The 24,666-nt window shown below is 67.0% G+C and carries 23 protein-coding genes and 2 riboswitches; of the genes, 7 read left to right on the top strand and 16 right to left on the bottom strand.

Annotation, left to right across the window (positions count from 1 at the left end):
• Positions 1–18 precede the first annotated feature (18 nt).
• The 6 genes from ACFWB0_RS14705 to thiO form a co-directional block, all read right to left on the bottom strand.
• Complete coding sequence (locus tag ACFWB0_RS14705) at positions 19–1,485, bottom strand: M20/M25/M40 family metallo-hydrolase (RefSeq protein ID WP_378491188.1); 1,467 nt, start codon at positions 1,483–1,485, stop codon at positions 19–21.
• 26 nt (positions 1,486–1,511) lie between these two features.
• Positions 1,512–2,291, bottom strand: coding sequence for an ABC transporter permease (locus ACFWB0_RS14700; protein WP_378491187.1), 780 nt, complete (start codon positions 2,289–2,291; stop codon positions 1,512–1,514).
• Positions 2,291–3,220 carry an ABC transporter ATP-binding protein gene (locus ACFWB0_RS14695; RefSeq protein ID WP_378491186.1) on the bottom strand — a complete coding sequence of 310 codons (930 nt, stop codon included), beginning with the start codon at positions 3,218–3,220 and terminating at the stop codon, positions 2,291–2,293. Before ACFWB0_RS14695 ends, ACFWB0_RS14700 begins: the two co-directional genes overlap by 1 nt.
• Positions 3,221–3,278: 58 nt before the next feature.
• Entirely contained in the window at positions 3,279–4,076 is a 798-nt protein-coding gene (locus ACFWB0_RS14690) for a thiazole synthase (RefSeq protein ID WP_378491185.1), read from the bottom strand.
• A complete protein-coding gene (gene thiS, locus ACFWB0_RS14685) occupies positions 4,069–4,284 on the bottom strand; it encodes a sulfur carrier protein ThiS (protein ID WP_378491184.1) in 216 nt (71 codons plus the stop codon). The genes ACFWB0_RS14690 and thiS overlap by 8 nt, the downstream gene beginning before the upstream one ends.
• On the bottom strand, positions 4,281–5,345 hold the full coding sequence (gene thiO / locus ACFWB0_RS14680) for a glycine oxidase ThiO (RefSeq protein WP_378491183.1): 1,065 nt from the start codon (positions 5,343–5,345) through the stop codon (positions 4,281–4,283). Before thiO ends, thiS begins: the two co-directional genes overlap by 4 nt.
• A riboswitch (TPP riboswitch) is annotated at positions 5,341–5,455 on the bottom strand. (Overlaps the previous gene by 5 nt.)
• 26 nt (positions 5,456–5,481) lie before the next feature.
• Here thiO and thiE point away from each other — a divergent pair.
• Positions 5,482–6,183 carry a thiamine phosphate synthase gene (gene thiE, locus ACFWB0_RS14675; protein ID WP_378491182.1) on the top strand — a complete coding sequence of 234 codons (702 nt, stop codon included), beginning with the start codon at positions 5,482–5,484 and terminating at the stop codon, positions 6,181–6,183.
• 5 nt (positions 6,184–6,188) lie between these two features.
• Here thiE and ACFWB0_RS14670 read toward each other — a convergent pair whose 3' ends face one another.
• The gene (locus tag ACFWB0_RS14670) at positions 6,189–7,055 is read right to left on the bottom strand and encodes an NUDIX domain-containing protein (protein ID WP_378491181.1); all 867 of its coding nucleotides are present in this window, start codon (positions 7,053–7,055) and stop codon (positions 6,189–6,191) included.
• Positions 7,056–7,227: 172 nt separating this feature from the next.
• Between ACFWB0_RS14670 and ACFWB0_RS14665 the strand changes: the two genes are divergently transcribed.
• Genes ACFWB0_RS14665 through ACFWB0_RS14655 form a run of 3 tightly spaced genes read left to right on the top strand, consistent with a single transcriptional unit; the run spans position 7,228 to position 11,886 of the window.
• The gene (locus ACFWB0_RS14665; protein WP_378491180.1) at positions 7,228–8,580 is read left to right on the top strand and encodes a hypothetical protein; all 1,353 of its coding nucleotides are present in this window, start codon (positions 7,228–7,230) and stop codon (positions 8,578–8,580) included.
• Positions 8,577–9,551 carry a glutamate ABC transporter substrate-binding protein gene (locus ACFWB0_RS14660; RefSeq protein WP_378491179.1) on the top strand — a complete coding sequence of 325 codons (975 nt, stop codon included), beginning with the start codon at positions 8,577–8,579 and terminating at the stop codon, positions 9,549–9,551. Before ACFWB0_RS14665 ends, ACFWB0_RS14660 begins: the two co-directional genes overlap by 4 nt.
• 7 nt (positions 9,552–9,558) lie before the next feature.
• The gene (locus tag ACFWB0_RS14655; protein ID WP_378491178.1) at positions 9,559–11,886 is read left to right on the top strand and encodes a tetratricopeptide repeat protein; all 2,328 of its coding nucleotides are present in this window, start codon (positions 9,559–9,561) and stop codon (positions 11,884–11,886) included.
• 7 nt (positions 11,887–11,893) lie between these two features.
• On the opposite strand, the gene ACFWB0_RS14650 is transcribed toward ACFWB0_RS14655, so the two are convergent.
• Positions 11,894–13,084, bottom strand: a complete 1,191-nt coding sequence (locus tag ACFWB0_RS14650; RefSeq protein WP_378491243.1) for an acetate kinase — start codon at positions 13,082–13,084, stop codon at positions 11,894–11,896.
• 14 nt (positions 13,085–13,098) lie between these two features.
• Positions 13,099–15,183: a phosphate acetyltransferase gene (gene pta, locus ACFWB0_RS14645; protein WP_378491177.1), complete on the bottom strand. Its 2,085-nt coding sequence runs from the start codon at positions 15,181–15,183 to the stop codon at positions 13,099–13,101.
• 214 nt (positions 15,184–15,397) lie between these two features.
• Between pta and ACFWB0_RS14640 the strand changes: the two genes are divergently transcribed.
• From ACFWB0_RS14640 to ACFWB0_RS14630, 3 genes are all read left to right on the top strand, one after another.
• A complete protein-coding gene (locus ACFWB0_RS14640) occupies positions 15,398–16,258 on the top strand; it encodes a DUF559 domain-containing protein (protein WP_378491176.1) in 861 nt (286 codons plus the stop codon).
• An 88-nt stretch (positions 16,259–16,346) separates the two neighbouring features.
• Complete coding sequence (locus ACFWB0_RS14635; protein WP_378491175.1) at positions 16,347–17,120, top strand: sulfite exporter TauE/SafE family protein; 774 nt, start codon at positions 16,347–16,349, stop codon at positions 17,118–17,120.
• Positions 17,121–17,191: 71 nt separating this feature from the next.
• The gene (locus tag ACFWB0_RS14630) at positions 17,192–17,950 is read left to right on the top strand and encodes an HAD-IIA family hydrolase (RefSeq protein ID WP_378491242.1); all 759 of its coding nucleotides are present in this window, start codon (positions 17,192–17,194) and stop codon (positions 17,948–17,950) included.
• 66 nt (positions 17,951–18,016) lie between these two features.
• Here the strand turns inward: ACFWB0_RS14630 and ACFWB0_RS14625 are convergent, their stop codons facing one another.
• The 7 genes from ACFWB0_RS14625 to ACFWB0_RS14595 form a co-directional block, all read right to left on the bottom strand.
• Positions 18,017–18,262: a WhiB family transcriptional regulator gene (locus tag ACFWB0_RS14625; protein WP_378491174.1), complete on the bottom strand. Its 246-nt coding sequence runs from the start codon at positions 18,260–18,262 to the stop codon at positions 18,017–18,019.
• Between the two features lie 374 nt (positions 18,263–18,636).
• Complete coding sequence (gene cobU, locus ACFWB0_RS14620) at positions 18,637–19,971, bottom strand: bifunctional adenosylcobinamide kinase/adenosylcobinamide-phosphate guanylyltransferase (RefSeq protein WP_378491173.1); 1,335 nt, start codon at positions 19,969–19,971, stop codon at positions 18,637–18,639.
• On the bottom strand, positions 19,971–20,771 hold the full coding sequence (locus tag ACFWB0_RS14615) for an ABC transporter ATP-binding protein (RefSeq protein WP_378491172.1): 801 nt from the start codon (positions 20,769–20,771) through the stop codon (positions 19,971–19,973). Before ACFWB0_RS14615 ends, cobU begins: the two co-directional genes overlap by 1 nt.
• Complete coding sequence (locus tag ACFWB0_RS14610; protein WP_378491241.1) at positions 20,768–21,730, bottom strand: FecCD family ABC transporter permease; 963 nt, start codon at positions 21,728–21,730, stop codon at positions 20,768–20,770. The genes ACFWB0_RS14615 and ACFWB0_RS14610 overlap by 4 nt, the downstream gene beginning before the upstream one ends.
• Positions 21,731–21,789: 59 nt before the next feature.
• Positions 21,790–22,683 (bottom strand): ABC transporter substrate-binding protein, encoded by an 894-nt coding sequence (locus ACFWB0_RS14605; protein WP_378491171.1) that lies wholly within the window; start codon positions 22,681–22,683, stop codon positions 21,790–21,792.
• An 82-nt stretch (positions 22,684–22,765) separates the two neighbouring features.
• Positions 22,766–22,891: riboswitch (cobalamin riboswitch) on the bottom strand.
• A gap of 33 nt (positions 22,892–22,924) precedes the next feature.
• Entirely contained in the window at positions 22,925–24,148 is a 1,224-nt protein-coding gene (locus tag ACFWB0_RS14600) for an O-succinylhomoserine sulfhydrylase (RefSeq protein WP_378491170.1), read from the bottom strand.
• Positions 24,145–24,555, bottom strand: coding sequence for a rhodanese-like domain-containing protein (locus tag ACFWB0_RS14595; RefSeq protein ID WP_378491169.1), 411 nt, complete (start codon positions 24,553–24,555; stop codon positions 24,145–24,147). Before ACFWB0_RS14595 ends, ACFWB0_RS14600 begins: the two co-directional genes overlap by 4 nt.
• Between the last annotated feature and the right edge of the window lie 111 nt (positions 24,556–24,666).

The following is a 24,666-nucleotide window of genomic DNA, read 5'->3' as shown; positions in this document are numbered from 1 at the left end:
CTGCCGTTCGGTGATCCGCTATTCGGTGAACGCCTCGCGCGCCTGCGTGCGCTGCTCACCGCTCGGGACTCCGTCCGGGCCGTCGAGCGAGACTGCGTAGACGGCCGTGCCGTAGGCGACGGACGCTGCCGCCACCGAAAGTGCGTCGCGATCGATGTTGTCGAGCGTGTCCTCCGGCGAGTGGTAGTTCGGATCGAACGCCTCGTCCACAGTGCCTCCCCACTTGTCGGCCTGCTCGGGAGATTTTGCATCGTCGGCTCCGGTGAACGAACCACCGGCGGGAATCCCGAAGGCGACGAACGGGCCGTAGTCGGAACGACCGTCGAAGTCCGTGCCGTCCACATCGATGCCCCGGTCGGCGAAGAACCGCTCGAAGGTGCGCTCGATTCCCGCAGAACCGTCGGGTCCGGGGCCTGCGCCGTCTGCGTCGGAGTCGTCACCGTCGAAGACAAGGTATCCGGGATTCGGGGAACCGAGCATGTCGAAGTTCAGATACAGGGCGATCGCATTGCGCTCGTCGGCGGACAACGATTCGACGTACCGGCTCGAACCCACGAGCCCGACCTCCTCGGCCCCCCAGAACGCGAACCGAACGGCATTGGTGACGCCGGGTTCGCTGCCGAGCTGCAGGGCGGTCTCGAGTACCGCGGCGACACCGGTGCCGTTGTCGTTGATTCCCGGCCCCTCGATAACGCTGTCGAGGTGCGCACCGACCACGACGACGTCGTCCGACGAGCCCGTAGCGGTCTGCGCGATGACGTTACGCGAGCGCTGCGTGTCCGTCCGAGTGTCGAGCACGAGGGTCGCAGAAGGCGCCGCGGCGAGCCGCCGACCGGTATCCGCGGCGATGCCACCGACCGGAATCGTCGGCCCCTCGGCTTCGTCGAGCGCAGCACCGGCGAGCGGCCCGTCTTCGTTGTTGACGACGAGCAGAGCCGCCGCCCCCTCGTCGGCGGCGATCTGTTCCTTGACCGTGAAGGTGCAGACGCCGCGGTCGACCATCACGATCGAACCTGCGACGTCGAGCCCGTCGTAGTCGGTGGCGTCACATCCCGGGGTGTCGTCGGCGGGTACCCGGACTATGGGCGCGGTCAGCCCGTCTGGTCCGGTCGTGGGTGAGAGACCCATCGCCCGCACACCCAGCGGCTGCCCATCGGCCTCGAGGCTCTGCGCCTCGACCTGGAAGAGTGTGGCGTCGAATTCGGGTGTCTGCACCTCGAATCCGGCGTCGCGCAGCGCGCCGGCCACGTACTCGACGCTCGCGTCGTAACCTTCGGTGCCGAGCGCGCGGTTGCCGTCGTGCTCGGTGGCGATGCGTTCGAGTTCGGTGAGGTGGCCCATCACGGAGTCGATCTGCACGCTGTCGGCCAGCGCGGCGGGATCGACAGGCGGGGGGCCGGTGTCCGTGCTATCCGAGCAGCCCGCGATCACCGCTGCTGCTACCACGAACAGGGCCGCCGGCCGGCCGATCACCGCGCGCATCATCGTCCGAGCGTACTGGCCTGCCACGGTCAGGCGTCGCGATTACCCACGACCACCAGAGACGCCCCGAACACGACCGCCGTGAACGCCGCGAAATACAACAGAGAACCCCACGGACCCCAATGGAAATCGATGCCTTGTTCGATACCGAGGAAGTTGTTGATGTTCGCGAACGGCAGGAAGGGCTGGATTTCGCGGCCCACCCGACCGAACAAGGAGAACAGCGGTTCGATGAGCAGGGGCCACAACAGCAGCAATGCAATCGTGCCGGCCGATTGGCGCAGCAACGTTCCTACGCCCACGGCGAGGAACACCGACAGGAATGCATAGATCGGGATGCCGTATATCGCCTTCCACGCGTCGCCTTCGAGCACGAGATCGCGTCCGGCTTCCGAACCCGCGAGCGCCTTCGCGACATACACGGCGATCATGCCCACAGCGCCGGTGACGACTGCGCCGACCACACCGATCAGCACCGACTTCACGGTCAGTACGAGAGAACGATTGGGAGACGCGGTGAAGGTGGCGCGGATGACCCCGAAGCGGTATTCACTCGTCACCGACAATGCCGCGAGGATCATCAGAACCATGATGCCGAATCCCGTGACGCCGGTGGTGGCGATATCGGGGGTCAGGTAGAACCGGGCGGTCTCGTCGTCGAGCGACATCGAGCTTCGCGCGACGGCGCCCATCATTGCAGCGAAGCCGATACCCAGAGCGATGATGATCGCCAGGCACCAGAACGGAGACTGCACCGAGGTCAGTTTGATGCGTTCCGCGCGCAAGGTGTCCACTGCTGGTGAGGCCATCACAGGCTGCCCTTCATCACGTCGTCGAAACCGGTGCCGTGGAACTCCACGTCGCTCCCGGTCAGTTTCATGAACGCGTCCTCGAGTGAGGCGTGGCGGCTCGCCAGCTCGTGTAGGACGATCGAGCGCGCCGCGGCGAGTTCGCCGATCTCTGCGGCACCGGCGCCCGAGACGTGCAGTGCACCGTCCTGGTCGGTCACCGTGTGCCCTCGTTCGGTGAGCGCACTGCGCAGGTCGTCGAGTTGCGGGCTGCGGACGACCACGAGGGATTCCGACGCACGATCGACGAAGTCCTCGACCGAAGTGTCGGCGATGAGCTTGCCTCGCCCGATCACGATGAGGTGATCGGCGGTCTGGGCCATCTCCGACAACAGGTGACTCGACACGAGCACCGTGCGGCCTTCGGCGGCCAGTGCCTGCATGAATCGGCGGATCCACACGATGCCCTCTGGATCGAGGCCGTTGACGGGTTCGTCGAACAGCAGCACCTTCGGGTCGCCGAGCAGCGCGCCCGCCAGGCCGAGACGCTGCGACATGCCGAGCGAGAAACCGCCGGCACGTTTGCCTGCGACCTCGGCCAACCCGACCTGGCGCAGCACTTCGTCGACGCGGGTGTCTGGCAATCCGTTGGAGGCGGCCAACCATCGCAGGTGCGCGCGCGCCGATCGGTTGGGGTGCACCCACTTCGCGTCGAGCAGCGAACCGACGGTCTGCAGCGGACGGGAGAGGTCCCGATAGCGCTTACCTTCGATGAGCGCGGTACCCGATGTAGGCCGGTCCAACCCCAGGATCATGCGCATCGTCGTCGACTTGCCCGCCCCGTTGGGGCCGAGGAACCCGGTGACGATGCCCGGTGGGACAGTGAACGTCACATTGTCGACGGCAGTGGTTGAACCGAAGGTCTTGGTCAGTCCGGTCACTTCGATCATGGTTGACAGCCTGCCGGAAAACCGGCCGATGTGCAGCATCACCGCCGTGACCGGGGCGTCAGGGCTCCATAGGTGACGACGCCTGGGCCCAGAAGCGCTTGGGGATGCGTCCGGCATGCCGAGCCCGGAACCCCGCTTCGACGGCGTGCCGCATGGCCGAGGCCATCAGCGCCGGGTCCTTGGCGCGCGTGACAGCGGTGGCGAGGAGCACCGCGTCGCAGCCCAGTTCCATGGCGAGCGCGGCGTCCGAGGCGGTACCGATACCGGCATCGAGTATCACGGGAACCCCGGCGGACTCGACGATCATCTCGATGTGGTGCGGATTGGCAATTCCCAGCCCCGTCCCGATCGGCGACCCGAGCGGCATCACCGCGACACACCCGACGTCTTCGAGTCGCCGCGCGAGCACCGGATCGTCGTTGGTATACGGCAGGACGTTGAAACCGTCGTCGACGAGTTGTTCTGCAGCAGAAACCAATTCGATGGCGTCAGGCAGCAGGGTGCGTTCGTCGGCGATGACCTCGAGCTTGACCCAGTCCGTGCCGAGAGCTTCCCGACCCAGTTGCGCGGTGAGTACGGCCTCCTTCGCGCCACGGCATCCCGCGGTGTTCGGTAGCGGTGCGATTCCGAGCCTGCGCAGCAGGTCCAGGACGCCCGTGCCGGAGGTCGCGTCGACCCGGCGCATCGCCACGGTGGTCAGTTCGGTGCCCGACGCGACCAGCGCCTCCTCCAGTACGGCAAGGTTCGCGGCACCGCCCGTACCGGTGATCAACCGGGACGAGAAGGAACGTCCCGCGATGGTCAACTGCGGTAGGTCGTGCCCCGGGTCCACCGGCGTGGTTGCGTGCTCAGCCACCCTGCACCGCCGTGAGGATCTCGATCTGCGCGCCCTTACCGATCTTCTCGGCCCAGCGGCCACGCGGGAACAGCACACCGTCGACCGCGACGGCGATGCCCTTCTCCGGCAGGCCCATCTCCGCCAGGAGCTCCGTCGTGGTCGGCGCCTCGGCGAAGTACTTCTCCTCGCCGTTGACGGTGATACCAACAGAAATCTGAATCGTCATCGCACACTCTCTTTCACGAATCGTCGGGGATCTGCATGTGTCGCTTCGGGAAGCGGGTCGTCGGCGAGTTCGGCGAGCACCGCATCGACGGTGATCGCGGTGAGCAGGACTCCGTTGCGGCCGTGCCCGGTCGCGGCGATCACGCGATCCGACAACCTGCCGATCAGCGGCAGGTTGTCGGGACTCATCGGGCGCAGGCCCGCACTCGCCTCGTGTAGTTCGTACTCGCCGATCGCGGGGAACAGCATTTCGGCGTCGGCAATCAGATCGCGCACTCCCGCGACCGTGACCTCGGTGTCGCCTGCTTCGTACTGGGTCGCACCCACGACGAGACCGTCGGCGCGCGGCACCAGATACGCGGGGCGTCCGTGGACGCTGCCGCGCACGGTGTGCTGCGGAGGCGGGGTCGCGCCGGGTCGCGCGCGCAACCGCAGGATCTCACCTTTGACCGGCCGGACGGGAAGAGCGGGCCACAGCATCGCCGAGGCGGATCCGGCAGCGAGGACGACACGCTCGTCGCGCAGTTCGTCGAGGTCACCGACGGGTGCGTGGACGAAATGGACGCCCGCAGCGACGGCAGCGCGACGCAGTGCCTCGACGAGCTTCCTGTTGTCGACGGACAGTTCGGTGGGGGCGAGCAGACCGAGCCTGATCCGCGGGCCGAGCGACGGTTCGAGGTCGCGGATCTCGGCTCGCGTGAGGATCCGCATCTCGTGGCCCTGCTCCCCCACCCACGACGCGATCGTGCGCAGGTCCGCGGCGTCCGCGGCGTCCAGTGCGACGGTCAGTGACGCACTCGCGGTGAAGACATCGACACCGGTCTCCTGTTCGAGGGCACGCGCGAATTCGGGCCAGCGCTGCAGCGACGCCGCGCCGAGCGAGAGGACGTGTTCTTCCCCGGGCCACCCCTCGGACAACGGTGCGAGCATTCCGCCGGCAACCCACGATGCACCGGAACCGGGATCGGGATCGTGGACGGTGACCGTCCATCCCGCGCGGGCCGCGCGCCACGCGACGGCCAGACCGATCACTCCACCGCCGATGACCGCAACTGTCGACACGATATCCACCTCACTCCCTGCGCCGGCATGATCCGGTTCAGGTCATAACGGTCGGGGCCGGCAGGCCCCCTCTCAGCCCCGCGTTCCTCGGGACTCCCGTGTTGTCACTTTCGTAGTAGAGGCTACCGTCTTGTCCGTGACGACCTACCGGACGACCTACCGCGGCAACCATCCCGATCCCCGGGGGCGCCTCGCGACCGCACGGTTGTACCTGTGCACCGACGCCCGTCGCGATACCCGCGACCTTGCCCGGTTCATCGAGGAAGCCTTGGTCGGCGGCGTCGACATCGTCCAACTACGCGACAAGGATTCGGCGGGTGAGAAGAAATTCGGCAGGCTGGAGGCCGGTGAGGAGCTCGCCGCGCTCGAGGTGATCGCCGATGCCTGCGCACGCCACGGTGCGCTGTTCGCGGTCAACGACAGGGCGGATATCGCGCTCGCGTCCGGCGCCGACATCCTTCACCTCGGGCAGGGCGACCTGCCGGTGAAGCAGGCGCGGCGGATCCTCGGCAACGACATCGTCATCGGGCGGTCGACGGCCAGCCGCGCGCAGGCGGTCCTCGCCGACGGCGAGGAGGGCGTGGACTATTTCGCATCCGGTCCGGTGTGGGACACCCCGACGAAGCCGGGGCGCACCGCAGCGGGGCTCGAAGTGATCCGCGAGGTTCGTGCATCGCATCCGCAGCGGCCGTGGTTCGCCATCGGCGGCGTGGATCTCGAACGGCTCCCGCAGGTGCTCGAGGCGGGCGCTCAGCGCATCGCGGTGGTGCGGGCGATCACGAAGGCCGCCGACCCCCGCGGCGCTGCCGCAGCGCTGAAGGCCGCGCTGTCGGCCTGACCGTCCTACAGCCAGCCCAGCACAGTCGACGGGGATACCGCGACGGTGTCCTGCGGTAGCCGATCACGCAGACCACGATCGGCGGTGACCACGACGGTCACCGTCGGATCCAGCGCGGTGGTCACAGCGGGAGACACGGTCGCAGCGAGGCGGGCGAGTTCGTCGTCGCCGCTGCCGTCGGCGGTGTGCACGTGGGTGCGGGTGTCGTCGACGACCGCGGTGCGCGCCTGACCTTCGAGCACAGCCTCGACCCGCGACACCCACCCGAACGTTCCATCCGGAAGTTCGATGGTGCGAGGGAGCGCGGCCGCGAGGTCCGCGAGCAGGGCACCGGTCGCGCCGGGCCGGTCGCGCCACCAGCCGGTCGGCCCACTGGATCCGAGCACGTTCGCGGTGTCGAGCAGCATCCGCACCGGCCGGGTGCGCAGAGCGGACCACGCATCGGCGAATCCCGCGTGTAGCGGCATCGATTCGACGTCGGCCTCCGACACCCACCGCAATTCGGTGCTCTCCCCGTTCATGGTGGTGTCGAGTGGTGCGGGGGCGTCGGCGACGACGGTCGTGTAGGTCCAGGAGCCGGGGGTACCCGAGGTGATCCGCTCAGCGCGCACCGCGACCGCGTCGCTGTCGATTCCGGCTTCCTCGTGTGCTTCGCGTACCGCCGCGTCGACGGGGGATTCGTGGCTGTCGCGGGCACCGCCGGGCAACGCCCATGTTCCGCCCTGATGGCTCCACGCCGCGCGGAGCTGGAGCAGCACCGTGGGAGATCCGTCGTTCCCCGGCGCGCGCAGCAACAATCCCGCCGCACCGTGCAGACCCCATCGACGTCCTCCGTCGGGTCCTACGGCCCAGCCGTCTCCGTCACCACGCATAGCGTCCGCCTTCCTCGCCCTCGTCGGTCACGAGGGACACCACGTCCCATGATGTGTCGGGTTCCGGGGCTCACGAACTCCGGATGGGACTCCGACAATGCGGACGCATGCCAATACTGCCCATTCAACTTATATGCTCGCCACAATCGAGTTTCTCAGGAAGGGGTGCGACGTGAACGTGCGCGTGACCCCTCCGAGCGATTCTGTCGGAGCCTCGGCATGGGCCGCGGAGGACGCCGAGGACCCGGCGGATCGCGTCGACGGACTGCGGGAGTTCTTCCGGTCGACGCCGGCGAAGCTGATCTCGCTCGGGTTGGTGCTCGCCGTGCTGCTCGTGGTGTCGGGAGTGGTGTCGGCCCAGGTCGCGGGTAGCCGGAAAGCCACCCACGATCGGCTCCTCGCGACCACCGAGCCCCTCGCGAACGCTGCCCAGAATTTGTACAGCGCATTGTCCATAGCCGATGCGGCCGCGGTCACCGGCTTCATCTCGGGTGGGATCGAGCCCGCGGAGGTGCGCGACCGCTATCTCGCTGCGGTCGCGGAGGCATCCGGGCAACTCGTGGTCGCGGCGGCGGGCCTGGCCGCACAGGACGAACTCGGCGCCGAGAATGTCGCAGCGATCGCGCGCATGCTTCCCACGTACACGGGGCTGATCGAGACCGCTCGCGCAAACAATCGCACCGGCAATCCGGTCGGTGCCGCATACCTGGCGGAAGCATCGAATCTGATGCAGACGTCGATGTTGCCGGTGGCCCAGGAACTGCATACGCAGGGCGTGACGGCAGTGAATTCGACGCAGCGTGCCGCGGTGGCTCCTCCATGGGGTGCGATCGGTCTGCTCCTCGTCACCGCGACAGCGTTGTGCGCCGTCCACATCCTGGTGAGCCGCAAGACCCGGCGTACCTTCAATCCCGGCCTGATTCTCGCGATCGGCGCAACGGGTGTGCTGTTGTGCTGGCTCCTCGTCGCCGGGCTGGTGTCGTCGAGCGCCACCGAACGTGCCATCGAGCAGGGCGCGGCGCCGCTCTCCGATCTCACCGAAAGCCGCATCCTCGCGCAGCAGTCCCGCACCGCCGAGACACTGCTGCTTGCACGACGCGACGCCGGCGGCATCTACGTGGGGGCCTACGACGAGACGATCACGCGCCTCGGCGACCTTCTCGACGACTACACCGACGGGGGCACGGTGGAGATCGGTACCGACGCCGTGTCTCAGGCGGAAGCAGCTCGGCAGGCGTGGGTGCGTTCGCACGCACGGACCGTGGCGGCCCTCGACCGCGGCGATTACACCGCTGCCGCCGTGCTCGCCACCGGACCCGGGCCCGACGAAGCGACCGCGCAGTTTGCCCGGCTCGACGCCGCGCTGAGCGAGGGCATCGAGGAGACCCGCGAAGAACTTCGCGACAACGAGTTCCGGGCGTCGCGCACATTGTCCGGTCTCGCGCCCATGGCGTTGGCGCTGACGGTGCTGTCGCTGATCGCCGTCATCATCGGATTGTGGCCCAGGCTTCGGGAGTACCAGTGACAGCGCGGCGCAGGATCATCGGCGGGCTCGCGGCGCTGTGCGCGGTCGCGGCCGTGGCAACGGGATGTGCCACCGAGGGGCCGCCGCGAAGCTCGGAGACCGAGGTCTCGTCCATCGCGATGCCGATGCCCGAGGGTGCGCAGGTCGCGGCGTCCCCGACCGCGGTCCCGTCCTCACCGGAGTGCGGCGATCCGACCGCGAGTCTGCGCCCCACCGGGGTCGAGACCGGTCCCGCGCTCGATGCCATCCGCGCCCGCGGTCGGCTGGTCGTCGGGCTCGACACCGGCAGCAACCTGATGAGCTATCGCGATCCGGCAACCGGGCGGATCACGGGGTTCGACGTCGAGGTCGCCCGGGAGATCGCCCGCGACATCCTCGGCGACCCCGAGGCCGTGGACTTCCGGATCCTGAACTCCGCGGAACGCGAAAGGGCGCTGCAGGATTCGACTGTCGACGTGGTCGCAAAAACCATGAGTATCACGTGTGCGCGACGCGAGCACGTGGACTTCTCGACGGTGTATTTCCTGGCGCAGCAGCGGGTGCTCGTCGTCAAGGATTCCGATATTCGTAGCGCTGCCGATCTTGCGGGCCGGCGCGTGTGTATCGCGGCGGGCACGACGTCGCTCACGCGCATGCAGCAGCTGCAACCGGCGGCGTCGATCCTCACCGTGCCGTCGTGGGCCGACTGTCTCGTCGTGCTGCAGCAGCGGCAGGTCGATGCGGTGTCCACCGACGACACGATCCTCGCCGGGCTCGCCTCGCAGGATCCGTATCTCGAGCTGGTAGGCCCGTCGCTGGGGTCCGAGCCGTACGGCATCGGTATCGCACAGGACAGCGACGACCTGGTGCGCGCTGTCAACGGCACTCTCGCCCGGATCCGCACCGACGGTACGTGGACCGCGTTGTACGACCGGTATCTCACGGTTCTCGGTCCGGCGCCGGCTCCACCGACCCCGACGTACGTCGATTGAGGTAACAATGTCCGGCACCGAACCGCCCGAAGAACCCGAAGAATCCGAGTCGGGTCCTGCGACCGAGCGTTCAGCTCAGGAAACACAGCCTTCAGTTCAGGAAACACAGCCTTCGGCTCCAGCGACCCAGCGTTCGCCGCTGCCTGTCGATTCGGGTGCTGCCGCGCCGCACACCAGCACTCCGTCACAACGATCCTCGACACGTCGTTCCCGCTCCCGCGGGATCCTGCGTCGACGGGTCGCGGATCTGGTCGATGTGCCGGTGCCCTCCCCCATCGATCCTGCGTCGGCGATATTGCGTAATCCTCATGTTGCCGAGGGGAAGCGTTTCTGCTGGAAGTGCGGTACCCCGGTCGGGCGCAGCAGTCCGAAGGGCCCGGGCCCGACGTCCGGGTACTGCCCGAAGTGCGGGTCGCGGTTCGAGTTCACACCTGTGTTGCAGGCGGGCGAGCTGATCGCGGGCCAATACGAGGTGCAGGGATGCATTGCGCACGGCGGGCTCGGCTGGGTCTTCCTCGCGATCGACCGGAACGTCAGCGACAGGTGGGTGGTCCTCAAGGGACTTCTGCACACCGGCGACGCGGAAGCTCAGGCGGTGGCGGTGGCGGAGAAGCAGTTTCTCGCCGAGGTGAGCCATCCGAGCATCGTCCGGATCTACAACTTCGTCGAGCACCCGCAGCCGGACGGCACTCCGATCGGGTACATCGTCATGGAGTACGTGGGGGGTCACTCGCTCCGCGAGGTGCTCCGTACGTTTCCCGACGAGCGGATGCCCGTCGAACAGGCCATCGGCTATCTCCTCGAGACGCTGCCCGCGCTCGGCTATCTGCACGAGATCGGGTTGGTCTACAACGACCTCAAGCCCGAGAACGTCATGGTCACCGACGAGCAGCTCAAGCTCATCGATCTCGGTGCCGTCGCGGCGGTCGAGGACTACGGGTATCTGTACGGCACACCTGGTTACCAGGCGCCGGAGATCGTGCGGACCGGGCCGACGGTGGCCAGCGACATCTACACGGTCGGGCGCACTCTCGCGGTGCTCACCCTGGACATGCCCTCCGACAAGGGGCGTTACCTCGATGGACTGCCCGCGCTCGGCGAGGAACCGATCCTTGCGGAGCACGACTCGTTTCACCGACTGTTGCTGCGCGCCACCGCTCCGGACCCGAACCAGCGTTTCGCGTCGGCCGACGAGCTCGCGGGCCAGCTGATCGGGGTGCTTCGGGAGATCCTTTCGCAGAAGAGCGGCACCGAGCATCCTGGGTTGTCCCGCATGTTCAGTCCTCCGCGCACTACTTTCGGGACCGACGAGGCGGTCGCGCAGACCGACGTGTATGTCGATGGAATCGAGCGGGATTCCATGATCGAAGCGCGCGATGTGGCTGCTGCGCTTCCGGTTCCGCTGCTCGATCCGAACGATCCGAGCGCGGCCCTGCTCGCTGCCGCGGTGCACAGTGAACCGCAGCAGACCCTCGACTCGTTGCGGCACGCCCGCGAGAGCGGGATCGAACGTGTCGTCGGGAGCGCAGATGTGGCGTTTTCCCGCGAACTCACTCTCGCCGAGACGCGTGCCTATCTCGATCTCGGGGAAGCCGGACATGCCGTCGAGATCCTCCAACGCCTCGAGAACGACATCGGCTCCGACTGGCGTATCGACTGGTATGCGGGGCTTGCGTCGGTGTTGTCGGAGGAGTTCGAGGTCGGGTTCGGACGATTCGAGAAGGTGCTGGAGGCGTTGCCGGGTGAGCTGGCACCCAAGCTGGCGCTGGCCGCCACTTCCGAGCTGATTCTTCAGCATTGGGAGAGTGAGGATCCGTCGGCGTGGCGGCGATTCTGCGAGGAGTCCTATCGCACGGTGTGGCGCACCGACCACAACATCGTCAGTGCCGCATTCGGTGTGGCGCGTCAGCTGACCGCACGCGGCGCTCTCGCTTCGGCCGTCGATGTCCTCGATCAGGTACCGGTAACGTCGCGCCATCACAGTGCAGCGAACATGACGAGCACGCTGATCCTGTTGCGCGACGGCGACATCGAGTCGATCACCGAAAGCGACCTCAGGGAGGCGGCGCGGCGGGTCTCCGCACTACCGCCGGATGAGGGTCGCGCTCTTCAGATGGAGGCGCTCGTACTGAGCACCGCGCTCGAATGGGTACGCGCCGGCAACAGCAGCCGGCACGAACACACCCGCTTCCTGGACGTGCCGTTCACCGAGCGGGGGTTGCGACGCGGCACGGAGGCAGCATTGCGTCAACTTGCGAGGCAGGCGCCGGTGCGCATGCATCGCTACACGCTCGTCGACCTCGCGAACGCAATCCGGCCCCGCAGCCTTCTCTAGCGGAGCTCTAGGCGAATTCGGCGGCGGCCCGCGCGATGGCGAGTTCTTCGTTGGTGGGGATCACGAGCACCTCGACATGGGAGTTGTCCGCCGAGATGCGGCGCTCACCGCCGCCGGACGCCTCGTTGCGTTCCGGATCGACGACGATGCCGAGCCGGTCCAGGCCCGCGAGACTGTCGCGGCGGACATCGATGTTGTTCTCCCCCACCCCGCCGGTGAACACGATCGTGTCGATGCCGCCGAGGATCGCGAGGTAGGCACCGATGTACTTCTTCAATCGGTGCACGTACACGTCGTAAGCGAGTTTCGCGTCGGTGTCTCCGTCGTCGATCAGTTCGAGGAGCGCGCGGAAGTCGTTGACGCCCGACAGTCCCTTGAGGCCGGAACTGCGGTTGAGGACGCGGTCGATCTCGTCGACGTCCATACCCGCGGCACGGTTGAGGTGCATCAGGACACCGGGGTCGATGTCGCCGCTGCGGGTGCCCATCACGAGGCCCTCGAGTGGCGTCAGGCCCATCGACGTATCGAGCGGACGACCGCCCGCGATCGCCGACGCCGACGCACCGTTGCCGAGATGCAGCACCACCTGATCCAGTTCGCTGTAGTCGCGACCCAGGAAGTCGGCGGCACGGTTCGAGACGTATTCGTGTGAGGTGCCGTGGAATCCGTATCGGCGAACTCCGTTCTCCCGAGCTATGTCCCTGTCGATCGCGTAGGTAGCTGCGGCGGCCGGGAGCGAGTGGAAGAACGCGGTGTCGAACACTCCCACGTGTGGGACGTCGGGCAGCTCTTCGCGGGCCACCTCCATCCCGATGACGTTCGCCGGGTTGTGCAGGGGTGCGAGCACCGACAGGTCGGATACGGTCTGCACCACCGCATCGTCGATGAGCGTCGGCTCGTAGAATCGGTCGCCGCCGTGGACGAGCCGGTGCCCGACAGCAACGATACCGACCTCTTCGAGAGGGCGGCCGAGTCCTTCGAGCATCTCGAGGACCTTGCGCAGCGCGAATCGATGATCGGGGATCTCGCCGAGGTGTTCCTCGGTGCCCGTGGTGTGGTGGAAGATGATGCGCCCGTCGGGTTCACCGATCCGTTCGATGAGTCCGTGTGCAGGCGCCTCCGCTGTCTGCGGGTCGATCAGCTGGAACTTGATCGACGACGAGCCGGAGTTGAGGACGAGGACGGTATCGGCCGTCAGCGGGCTCGGAGTACTCACTGCACGTCTCCCTGCGTCTGGATCGCGGTGATCGCCACGGTGTTGACGATGTCCTGGATGAGCGCGCCGCGCGACAGGTCGTTGACGGGCTTGTTCAGTCCCTGGAGCACCGGGCCGACGGCGACCGCCCCGGCGCTGCGCTGCACCGCCTTGTAGGTGTTGTTGCCGGTGTTGAGGTCGGGGAAGATGAACACCGTCGCTTTGCCCGCCACAGCGGAGTCGGGAAGTTTCGTGCTGGCCACCGATGGTTCGATAGCGGCGTCGTACTGGATCGGCCCTTCCACCGGCAGGTCCGGTCGTCGTTCCCGCACGAGAGCCGTTGCGGTGCGGACTTTGTCGACGTCGGCGCCGGATCCGGATTCGCCGGTCGAATACGAGAGCATCGCGATGCGCGGTTCGATGCCGAATCGCGCGGCGGTGGTCGCCGACGAGATCGCGATGTCGGCGAGCTGGTCGGCGGTCGGGTCGGGCACCACTGCGCAGTCGCCGTAGGCGAGCACGCGGTCTGCCAGACACATCAGGAAGATGCTCGAAACCGTCGACACACCCGGTTCCGTCTTGATGATCTCGAAGGACGGCCGGATCGTGTGCGCGGTGGTGTGTGCAGCACCCGAGACCATGCCGTCCGCAATACCGAGGTGCACCATCATCGTGGCGAAATACGAGATGTCGCCCATTATTTCACGTGCCCGATCAACGGTCATGCCCTTGTGTGCCCGCAGTCGCGTGTACTCTTCGGCGAAGGTGTCGATGTGTGCGGACGTGCGAGGATCATCGATGTTCGCCGCCGAGATGTCGATGCCGAGCTCCGCCGCCCGCTGTCGCACCGCGACCTCGTCACCGAGGATGGTGAGGTCGGCGATGCGGCGCTGCAGGACTCGCCCCGCAGCGCGCAGGATCCGGTCGTCGTCGCCCTCGGGCAGCACGATGTGACGTCGCTGTTCGCGAGCTCGGTCGACGAGCTGGTATTCGAACATCTGCGGTGTCGTCACCGAAGGTCGGGGCAAACGCAGACGTTCGAGTAGTTCCGACGCATCCACATGTTGTTCCATCAGGGCGAGCGCGGTCTCGATCTTGCGCTGCGCCGACAGTGCCATGCGTCCTCGCGTGCGGTCGGCCGCCGACGCCGTATCGAAGGTCCCCAGGTCGGTGGTGAGAATGGGCAGGCTCGGCTTGAGCCCCGCAACGAGTTGCGCAATGGCGGGGTGTGGCAGCAACCCACCATTCATGATGATGCCCGCGAGCGTGGGGAATCCTTCTGCCGCATTGGCATTGACGAGCGCCAGCAGGACGTCGGTCCGGTCAGCGGGCACGATCACCACGACACCTTCGGTGAGGCGTTCGAGGATGTGCTCGGCCGTCATACCTCCGACCATGATCCGCAGCACCTCGCGCTGCAGCAGATCGGGATCACCGCTGTAGAGCTCGCCGCCGACAGCGATCTGCAGCTCGCCCATCGTCGGCGCCATCAGGATCGGGGTCTCGGGCAGCGCCCACACGGTTTCGGTGCGGGCGGCGAGCACCGCGGTGACGTCGTCGAGGCGATCCGGATCGCAGCGGTTGACGACGGTCCCGCCGAGGTGGGCATGCTGGGCCGCCAATTCGTGTGCACACACCGAGGCGATCTGGGCGATCTCGTCGGGGGTACGCCCTGCGCCGCGCAATACGAGCAGGACGGGTGCGTCGAGGTTCGCGGCGATCCGCGCGTTGAACGACAACTCGCTGGGATTCGTGATCTCGGTGTAGTCGCTGCCGACGATGACCACGGCGTCGCACTGATCGGCGACGGAATGGTACTTGGAGACGATGTCGCTGAGTGCCGATTCGGAGTCGGCGTGCACCTCGTCGTAGGTGACGCCGATGCAATCGGCGTAGTCGAGGTCGACGGTCGTGTATTCGAGGAGAAGTTCGAGGATGTAGTCCGTATCGCTGTCGGAGCGGGCGATGGGCCGGAACACTCCGACGCGTGCGGTGGAGGCGCACAGCATTTGCAGTACGCCCAGCGCAACGGCCGATTTCCCGGTGTCGCCCTCGGGGGCCGCGATGTAGATGCTCGACACTGACCCTGCGTTGGCGCTCATGGATGCCACCCTAATGCGGTCCACGTCGACGCGCGGCGCGGCCCACGGGACCGCCCGGCGCCTCCGCTCCAACCCGACGTTGTGTGCGAAATCCGCTCGAGAACCGCACACAACGTCGGTCCCGATTCTTCGCCCCTGGGGATAGCGTCGAAGTTATCCCCAGACAGCACATTCGGAGTTCCGGAGAGACCCGACACAGGGCACGCTCTTGGACATGGTCGACTTCGACGAGCCTTTCACCGGAACGGACGCGCTGGCATCGGGGGCAGTGACCAGGTACCGGCTCACCCACCACTTCACAAAGTTGCATCGAAATGTGTACATCGCTCCGGGTACGGAGGCCACTGCGCTGCTGCGCGCGAAGGCGGCGTGGCTGTGGGCCGGGTCGACCGGCGTGCTGGCGGGGCCATCCGCGGCAGCGGTGCACGGGACGCGCTGGCTCGACCCGACACTGCCCGCGGAGATCGTTCGACCCGGAAAACTGCATTCGACACCGGGCATTGTCGTGCGCAGCGTCGCAGAGATCGAGACGTGCGTCGTCGACGGCATCATCGCGACGACACCCGCCCGGACCGGATTCGATCTCGCTCGCGGCTGCGCCCTCGACCGGTGTGTCGAAGTGATCGACGCCCTCTGCAACGCGACCGGCGTGAAGGTCCAGGAGATCGAAGCCGTCGCCGCACAGCACAAGGGCGCCCGGAATCTCGCGTCGATGCGAAAGGTGCTCGAGCTCGTCGACGGAGGCGCCGCGTCACCACCCGAAACACACACCCGGCTGCTTCTCGTCCGCGCGGGCCTACCCACGCCAGAGACACAGATCGAGATCTTCGACAGCAACACGTTCGTGGCGCGCGCCGACATGGGGTGGAAACAATGGCGGGTGCTGATCGAGTACGACGGCGCACACCACTGGACGGACCGGACGCAGCGCACCCTCGACATCGACCGCTATGCACTGCTGCCGGAACTGGGATGGACCGTCATCCGCGTCGGCGCCGACCTGCTGTACCGCAGGCCGCACACCCTCCTCGAACGAGTGCACCGTGCACTGCGCCGAGCAGGCGCACGTCTATGAGCGGTCGGCATCGAGACCGGTGTTATGTTCGATTCGGTACCGGATATCGAACACAACGCCGGTTTCGACGAGCCGTAGACTCCGCTCGGTGACTCCGCTCGAACTGTTCCTCGTCGCCCTCGCCGGGCTCGGGGCCGGCGCAATCAATTCGCTCGTCGGCTCCGGCACACTCATCACGTTCCCCACGTTGATCGCCTTCGGTGTACCGCCCGTGACCGCGACGATGTCCAACGCGATCGGCCTGATTGCAGGTGGGATATCGGGAACCTGGGGATATCGGAAGGAACTGCGGGGCCAATGGCCGCGGCTACGCTGGCAGATCCCCGCATCCTTCGTCGGAGCCATCCTCGGCGCGTGGCTGTTGTTGACGCTGCCGGAAACCGTGTTCGAGACGATCGTGCCGGTGCTGCTGATCCTCGCGCTGCTGCTCGTCGTATTTCAGCCGAAGATTCAGAAGTGGGTGCTCGCGCGGGCCGGAGGCGACGCGGACGGCGCTCTCGGCCCCGTCCGGATGACAGTGCTGATCGTGGGCACCTTCGCGGTGGGCATCTACGGCGGCTACTTCACGGCGGCCCAGGGAATCCTGCTGATGGGCCTGTTCGGTGCGCTTCTGCACGACCACATCCAACGACAGAACGCGGCGAAGAACCTGCTGTCACTGATCGTCAATGTCGTCGCCGCGACGATGTACATCCTCGTAGCATTCGATCGGATCAACTGGACCATCGCGGCGCTGATCGCAGTGGGATCACTGATCGGCGGGTGGCTCGGCTCCCACTACGGCCGGCGCCTGTCGCCCGTCGCGCTGCGCACAGTGATCGTCGTGGTCGGCCTGATCGGTCTGTACCGGCTCCTCGCCTGACGTTCCGGTGAGAGACTGTGCGGGTGAGTTCGGATGACGCCCCTGCCACCGCACCGGTCTGGAACTACCTCATGGACATGGACGGCGTCCTCGTACACGAGGACGCCCTCATCCCCGGAGCCGACGCGTTCCTCGAGGAGCTCCGGACGAACGAGATTCCGTTCATGGTGCTCACCAACAATTCGATTCGCACTCCGCGCGACCTGAGGGCGCGGCTCCTGAGGACAGGCCTCGACGTGCCTGCGGAATCCATCTGGACCTCGGCCCTGGCCACCGCGACGTTCCTCGCGAATCAACGACCCGGCGGCAGTGCGTATGTCGTCGGCGAATCCGGACTCACGACCGCACTGCACGACATCGGCTACGTACTGACCGATAGCGACCCGGACTATGTGGTGCTCGGCGAGACCCGAACCTACTCGTTCGAGGCGATCACGACCGCGATCCGGCTCGTCGAACGTGGTTCCCGGTTCATCGCGACGAATCCTGACCCGACGGGTCCGTCACCCGGAGGGTCGCTCCCCGCGACCGGTTCGGTCGCCGCGCTGATCACCCGCGCCACCGGCCGCGACCCGTACTTCATCGGCAAGCCCAACGCCCTGATGATGCGATCAGCGCTCCGGGCGATCGGTGCGCACTCGGAGCACACTCTGATGATCGGCGATCGGATGGACACCGACATCGTCTGCGGCCTCGAAGCCGGGCTCCAAACATTGCTTGTACTCACCGGAATCAGCACCCACGCGTCGGTGGAACTGTATCCCTACCGTCCGACGCGGATCATCGACTCGGTCGCCGATCTGGTGGGCCGAACCGGCAATCCGTTCTGACGCGAACGTGAACGGTGTCCCGGGTCAAGCCTTTTCACTCGAGCGCTGCGTACACGAACAGCAGCGTCAGCGAATGATCTTGCCGCGACGGTACTCGTGGCCACCCCACACGCCGGACTGCTTGTCTTCGGAAGCATAGGTGCGGCAGGAATCGAGGATCGGGCAACGGGCGCACACGCGTGCGGCGTAGTCGAAGTCTTCGCTCGGGTCCGGAAACCATCGGTCGGGGTGGGCGTCACCGCGGCATGCGGCGACGTCCCAGTCGGGAGCGTCGTAGGTGGGAGCAAGCAGGTCTGCCAAAGTCATGGTCATCGGTCTGTCTCCTTCCGGGCCGTCGCGGCACAGGTGTGTCCCACGCAGGCAGCGGGGACTCGAGTCCTTCTGGATTGCACATTCTCGACGTGTGAACGGCCCGGGGTGTCACGGTGAGGCGACTGGCAACCCGGGGCGCACACACCCCGGGAATCGGGGTGTCAGCAGCTGAATCCGGTTGGTCGACCGGACTTTTCGACTTCATGGTCGAGGAGTCGGATCATCGATCGCGATCCATTCCACACATTTGGCCTGGTACGCATCCGAGTCCTCCTCTCCATGTTCTGCCCGCTGGCACCGAGGATCCAGTGTGCCACGATTCGAGGCAGGAAACTAGGAAATGTGGCCCACGTCCAATTTGCGCGCGTTGTGTGTCAGCGCAACGGCATAGGGATGCCCGCGACGACCAGCGTCACCGAATCCGACACGGACGCAACCGACGCGTTGAGTCGGCCCAGCAGATCACGGAACAACCGCCCGGACGCGGTGGCAGGCACCACCCCGCTGCCCACCTCGTTGCTCACTGCAACGACGGGAACACGACACGCCTTCCATGCGTCGAGCAGTTCGTCGATGTCGGCGTCGACGGCCGCCACGTCGCCGCCGTTCCACACGTCGTGCACGTCGAGCCGCGCGGTCAACCACGTGCCGAGACAGTCGATCAGCAGCGGCTCCGTGGCCTCGCGCAAGATCTCCGCAACATCGACGGTTTCGATCGTCGACCACGTGCCGGGCCTGCGTTCGCGGTGCAGCGCGACACGGTGCGCCCATTCGTCGTCGCCTTCGCGGACACCTCCGGTTGCGACGTACACCACCGATCCGTACGCCGCAGACAGTTCCTCGGCGTGACGCGACTTCCCCGAGCGGACCCCGCCGAGTACCAGCGTCCGCGACGCTCTCGATCCGGCTCCCACCCGCAGTACCTCCCCGTCGGTGCCCAGGCGGGCACCGCAGTTGCGCACACGTTCCCGAAGCTGTTCGATCGGCGGATTGTGGTGCCCCAGATGCACCGCGACGACATCCGTCGAGTCCACCACGGCGCCACACCCCCGCAGGGCCTCGACGGTCTCCGCGAACTCGGGTAGACCCAGATGCCCTGGTGAGAGCTCGGAACGGTCGCCGAACGTCTCCTCGAGGAACACCGCATCGAACGCGGCACCGCGCACCGTGTCGAACCAGGCCGGGGGTAGCGGCCCGGTGTCGCAGGCCCACAGGATCCGCGACCCGTCGGGTCCGGCGACGTCGTACAGCACAGCATCGCCGTCGCGGAACACCCGGTGTTGTGCTGCCAGTACCCGCACCGTGTACTCGCCGACCGGCAGTTCGTCGCCCGCCTCCACCGGCACGAACCGGACCGGATCGTCGGGCCCGGCCCACGGCCGGCACACGTCGAGGGCATCTGCCGGGCCGATCACGTCGACGACATGCCCCGCCTCGACCCACGACCGGAAGAGCAGAGCCTGCGGGCCCAGATGGTCCGGGTGTGCGTGGGTGAGGAGGATGTGGCGCACCTCCGCGAGGGTCCGGCCGAATCGCACCGCCGCGCGCGGCGCTTCCGGCCCGCAGTCGAGCATCAGCACGTCGTCGACCAATGCTGCCGTCTGGCCGCGGATCTCGCGCCTGCCCGCCGCGTCCACACACGATCCGCACCGGCAGAAGGGGCTCGGCCACCCGTCCGCAGCTCCGGTACCCAGCAGCAGTACTTCCATCACGGCTCCTGTGCTTCGACGGGTCGGGGGTGGTCGCGCAAGGGCAGCACCGCCCGGCCTGCGGGACGGTCGAGTACCTCGACGCGCGCACCGTAGATGTCGGCGATGCGCTCGACGGTGAGGACTTCCGTGGGAAGACCGTCGGCGACGATCCGCCCTCGGTCCAACAGCACGAGCCGCTCACCGTACTGGCTGGCCGACGTCAGATCGTGCATGGCCGCAATCACCGTCAACTCCCCTTCTCGTCGCATCGAGTCGACGAGATCGAGCACCTGCTGCTGATGGCCGATGTCCAGGGCGCTGGTGGGCTCGTCCAGCAACAGGACCTGCGGTTGTTGCGCGAGCGCGCGGGCCAGCACGACCCGTTGCAGTTCTCCACCCGACAGCGCGGTCGCGAGCCGCGATGCGAAGTTGTCGAGTTCGAGCCTCGTGATGACCCGCTCGACGATCTCACGGTCGCGCGGGGTTTCACTCCCGAAGCGGGGAATGTGTGGGGTGCGGCCGAGATGGATCAGCTCACGCACGGTGACGCCCTCGGGAACGATCGGTCGCTGCGGCATCAACGCGACCGCACGCGCGACGGCGCGGCGACCCGAGTGCCGAGGGGTCACCCCCGCGACCTCGACGTCCCCTGCCGCGGGCACCAACCCTGCGAGCGCGTGCAGCAGCGTGGTCTTGCCCGACCCGTTGGGACCCACGAGCGACACCCACTCCCCCGCGCCGACGACGAGTTCGACGTCGTGCAACACCTGTACGCCGCCGCGCTCCGCGCACAGGCCACGGCACATCACCTCGTTCATGCCACACCCCGGCTCCGCCGCAGCACCACGAGGAAGAACGGCGCGCCGATCGCTGCGGTCACGACACCGATCGGCAGTTCGGCCGGCGACATCACGGTGCGGGCCAGGACGTCGGCGAGCACGAGGAATGCCGCGCCGATCATCAGCGACAACGGCAACAACAGTCGGTGTCCCGGGCCGATCAGCAGCCGCACCGCGTGGGGAATGACGATGCCCACGAACCCGATCAGGCCGCTGGCCGAGACGACGGCGGCGGTGCCGAGTGTCGCGATGCACACGAGGATCAGCCGCACCCGGGCCGGGTTGATGCCGAGGCTGGAGGCTTCGACGTCGCCGACCGACATCACGTCGAGGGTGCGCCGGTGCAGCATGATCACGACGATGGAGACGATGACGTACGGCAGTACCGTCCGCACGTCGGACCAGCCGTCGGTGGACAGGCGTCCGAGCATCCACGAATACACCTGACGCAAGGTGTCGTCGTGGAGTTGCATGAAGAACGTCTGGATGGCGTTCGCGAACGCCGCGACCGCCACACCGGCGAGGATGATGATGACTTCGGTGCGGCTGCCCCCGACGGTGCGTCCGAGCGCGTAGGTCGCGCCCACCGCGAGCATCCCACCCGCGAATGCGGCGACGGGCACCCCCGCGAATCCGGCGGCGCCGCCCACCACGATTGCGAGTGTCGCGCCGAGGCCCGCACCGCTCGAGACGCCGAGGAGGTACGGGTCGGCGAGCGGATTGCGAAAAACGCCCTGGTAGGCGGCGCCGGCGATCGCGAGCATCGCTCCGACGATCACACCGAGCACAACCCGGGGCATGCGAATGTTCCACAGGATCGCCTGCTGTCGCGTGTTCAGACCCGAGTCGACGTCGACGAACGGAATCTTGTCGAGAATGTCGAGCAGCACACCGCGCGGGGTGAGCCCGGCGGGACCGACGAGGATCCCGACGAGCATCGCCGCGAGGAGAAGGATCACCGCGCCACCCAACACGAGTGCGCGGCGACGCGAGGTGATCACGGCGCAGGCTGGCCCGCGGGAACGGCGGTGACGATTGCGGCGAGTTCACGCACGAGGTCGACGACGCGCGCACCCCATCGGCTCGCGATGTCCTCGTCGAGGACGTGGACCTGCCCGTCGCGGACGGCGGTGAGCTCCGCCCAGCCGGCGCGTTCGGCGACCGTCTCGGGCGTGACACCGCAGCACTGCGAGTCGGCGAGGAAGATCAGGTCGGGGTTCTGCTCGACGATGTACTCGGAGGACAGCTGCGGGTATCCGTCGCCGCCGGTCGCGATGGAGGTCAGGCCCAGCATCGAGTAGATCTCGCCGATGTAGGTGTCGTCGGTGACGCTGTAGAACGTGTTGTCCAGTTCGTGGTAGTACCGCAGCGGTGTCTCACGCTCGGGCACGGATGCGACGATCTCGTCGATCTCGGTCTGCATCTGCGCGACGAGTTCGGCGGCGTCGGCGACGTGGCCGGTCGCGGCACCGACCTGCTCGAGCTGGGCGTAGGTGTCGTCGAGAGTGACGGCAGCGGGAAGAAGCAGGACCTCGACGCCGGCATTCCCGAGTCCGGCGACGAGGTCGCCGTTGTCGTCGGTGGCGACGACGAGATCGGGGTCGTAACCGAGAATGGCCTCGACGTTGGGGTTGTAGCCCGACAGTTCGGTGACCGGGACGCCCTCGGGGTAGTCGGACTGGTCGTCGACGGCGATCACCTGCTCGCCCGCACCGACCGCGTAGAGCATCTCGGTGGTGGTCGGACTCAGCGACACGATGGCCTGCGGCGTCCCGGACTCTGCAGGTGCAGTGCTGTCGGACGCGGCATCGTCACCGCTACTGCAGCCGACGATCACCAGGGCAAGAGCGGCGACACCGGCGGTGAGAAACCTGCGGGAAGTGAGTGGCACAGCCATCCTCCGTGGCTCGGAGGACGAAAACAGCACGGCTGCAACGACGAGTTGCGGCACGATACCGTCCTTCGTCCGAGGACCAGTATGTGTCCGCGGCGCCGGCTGACCTGGCTTACCCGGTGGAACCGGGATCACAGTTGCGGGACAGCTCCGGGTTTTCACCGGCTTCACCGAAAACGCTGCGGGCGCCCTGCCCGACTGGCAGAGCACCCGCAGCGTATCCCACAGCGTTTCCGGGTCAGGCGAGCGCCTGCGCCAGGTCTTCGAGCAGATCCTCGTGATCTTCGAGGCCCACCGACAGGCGCACGACTCCGTCGGACAGGCCGATCGCGGCGCGCCCCTCCGGTCCCATTGCCCGGTGGGTGGTGGTCGCGGGGTGGGTGATGAGTGATTTCGTGTCGCCGAGGTTGTTGGAGATGTCGACGATGCGCAACTTGTTGAGCAGTTCGAACGCACGCTTCTTGCCTTCGCCCTCGGGGGCGTCGAGTTCGAAGGTGAGGATCGTGCCGCCGCCGCTCATCTGCGACGTCGCGAGCTCGTATTGCGGGTGCGATTCGAGGTAGGGGTACTTGACCCAGCGCACCTTGTCGTTCGACTCCAGGAACCTGCCGAGACGCAACGCGGAGTCGACCGCGGCATTCAACCTGACGGGCATCGTTTCGAGGCCCTTGAGGAGCGTCCACGCGTTGAAGGGGCTCAGTGACGGACCGGTATGACGGATGAGGTTCTTGACGGGCCCGTCGATGTAGTCCTGGGGGCCGAGGATCGCGCCGCCGAGCACCCGGCCCTGACCGTCGATGTGTTTGGTGCCGGAGTACACGACGATGTCGGCGCCCAGATCGAGGCTGCGCTGCAGCAGCGGGGTGGCGAAGACGTTGTCCAACACCACCTTTGCGCCTGCTGCGTGCGCCATCTCGGAGACCTTGCGGACGTCGACGAGAGTCTGCATCGGGTTCGACGGGGTTTCGAAGAACACCGCGGTGGTGGGCACCGACAGCGCCTGCTCCCACTGATCGAGGTCTTCACCGTCGACGAACACCGTCTCCACACCCCAGCGGGGCAGGATCTCGTTGCACACCACGAAGCACGATCCGAAGAGGCTACGGGCCGCGACCAGACGATCACCCTTGCCGAGCAGCGCCGCGAGGGCCGTGAACACCGCGGACATTCCCGATGCCGTGGCGTAGCAGGCTTCGGCGCCGTCGAGCAGCCGCAACCGCTCCTCGAACATCTTCACGGTCGGGTTACCGTAGCGGGAGTAGACGAAGTGGTCGACTTCGCCGGTGAACGCCTGCTCGGCGGCCTCCGCCGACTCGTACACGAACCCGGAGTTGAGGTACAGCGCCTCGGAGGTCTCCTCGAAACCGGAGCGCATCACGCCGCCGCGCACGCCGAGTGTGGCCGGGCGAACGGAATCGGGCAGCGGCTTGCTGAACGCACCGCCCTGGGGAATTGCACTCACGACTGCCTCCACGGCAGGCCTGCGGCCCGCCAGCCCTGTCCGCCGCGATGCTTGTCGGCATCGAGCGGCCCTTCGAATCCTTCGAGAACGTTGTATGCGGGGGCCAGACCCGCGGCCGTCGCCGCTTCTGCGGCACCGATCGAGCGCTGGCCCGAGCGACACAGGAAGATCACCGGTCCGCTGCCGATCCCGGCGTCCTTCAACTCGTCGACGAAGCGCTCGTTGGGGGCACCTGCGGGGTACGACACCCATTCGACGAACAGGGTGCGGCGTTCGATGGATGCGGTGTCGGGGACACCGACGTACTTCCATTCGGCGTCGGTGCGCACATCGACGAGCACGGCATCCTGATTTTCCTGCAGCAGCTCCCAGGCATGCTGCGGCGAGATGTCACCTGCGTAGCTCACCGGAACAGCTTTTCACAGCGCACCGCGGCCCGAGTGCGCGGGATGATCGAACTCAGGCGGTACAGACGCGCCACACGTCGTTGACGAGAGCCAGCGTCCACGTCTCGGTGG

The organism is Rhodococcus sp. NPDC060086 (assembly GCF_042730275.1).
GTDB lineage: Bacteria > Actinomycetota > Actinomycetes > Mycobacteriales > Mycobacteriaceae > Rhodococcus.
The sequence above is the reverse complement of the archived record's forward strand: the minus strand, read 5'-3'. Positions and strand labels throughout refer to the sequence as shown.

What these genes read in the sequence shown, in the direction of transcription:
- ACFWB0_RS14705 (WP_378491188.1), bottom strand. Translation starts at nt 1,485, where the DNA reads ATGATGCGCGCGGTGATCGGCCGGCCGGCGGCCCTGTTCGTGGTAGCA.
- ACFWB0_RS14700 (WP_378491187.1), bottom strand. Translation starts at nt 2,291, where the DNA reads ATGGCCTCACCAGCAGTGGACACCTTGCGCGCGGAACGCATCAAACTG.
- ACFWB0_RS14695 (WP_378491186.1), bottom strand. Translation starts at nt 3,220, where the DNA reads ATGATCGAAGTGACCGGACTGACCAAGACCTTCGGTTCAACCACTGCC.
- thiS (WP_378491184.1), bottom strand. Translation starts at nt 4,284, where the DNA reads ATGACGATTCAGATTTCTGTTGGTATCACCGTCAACGGCGAGGAGAAG.
- ACFWB0_RS14670 (WP_378491181.1), bottom strand. Translation starts at nt 7,055, where the DNA reads ATGCGTGGTGACGGAGACGGCTGGGCCGTAGGACCCGACGGAGGACGT.
- ACFWB0_RS14655 (WP_378491178.1), top strand. Translation starts at nt 9,559, where the DNA reads ATGTCCGGCACCGAACCGCCCGAAGAACCCGAAGAATCCGAGTCGGGT.
- pta (WP_378491177.1), bottom strand. Translation starts at nt 15,183, where the DNA reads ATGAGCGCCAACGCAGGGTCAGTGTCGAGCATCTACATCGCGGCCCCC.
- ACFWB0_RS14640 (WP_378491176.1), top strand. Translation starts at nt 15,398, where the DNA reads ATGGTCGACTTCGACGAGCCTTTCACCGGAACGGACGCGCTGGCATCG.
- ACFWB0_RS14630 (WP_378491242.1), top strand. Translation starts at nt 17,192, where the DNA reads ATGGACATGGACGGCGTCCTCGTACACGAGGACGCCCTCATCCCCGGA.
- ACFWB0_RS14625 (WP_378491174.1), bottom strand. Translation starts at nt 18,262, where the DNA reads ATGACCATGACTTTGGCAGACCTGCTTGCTCCCACCTACGACGCTCCC.
- cobU (WP_378491173.1), bottom strand. Translation starts at nt 19,971, where the DNA reads ATGGAAGTACTGCTGCTGGGTACCGGAGCTGCGGACGGGTGGCCGAGC.
- ACFWB0_RS14615 (WP_378491172.1), bottom strand. Translation starts at nt 20,771, where the DNA reads ATGAACGAGGTGATGTGCCGTGGCCTGTGCGCGGAGCGCGGCGGCGTA.
- ACFWB0_RS14610 (WP_378491241.1), bottom strand. Translation starts at nt 21,730, where the DNA reads ATGCTCGTCGGGATCCTCGTCGGTCCCGCCGGGCTCACCCCGCGCGGT.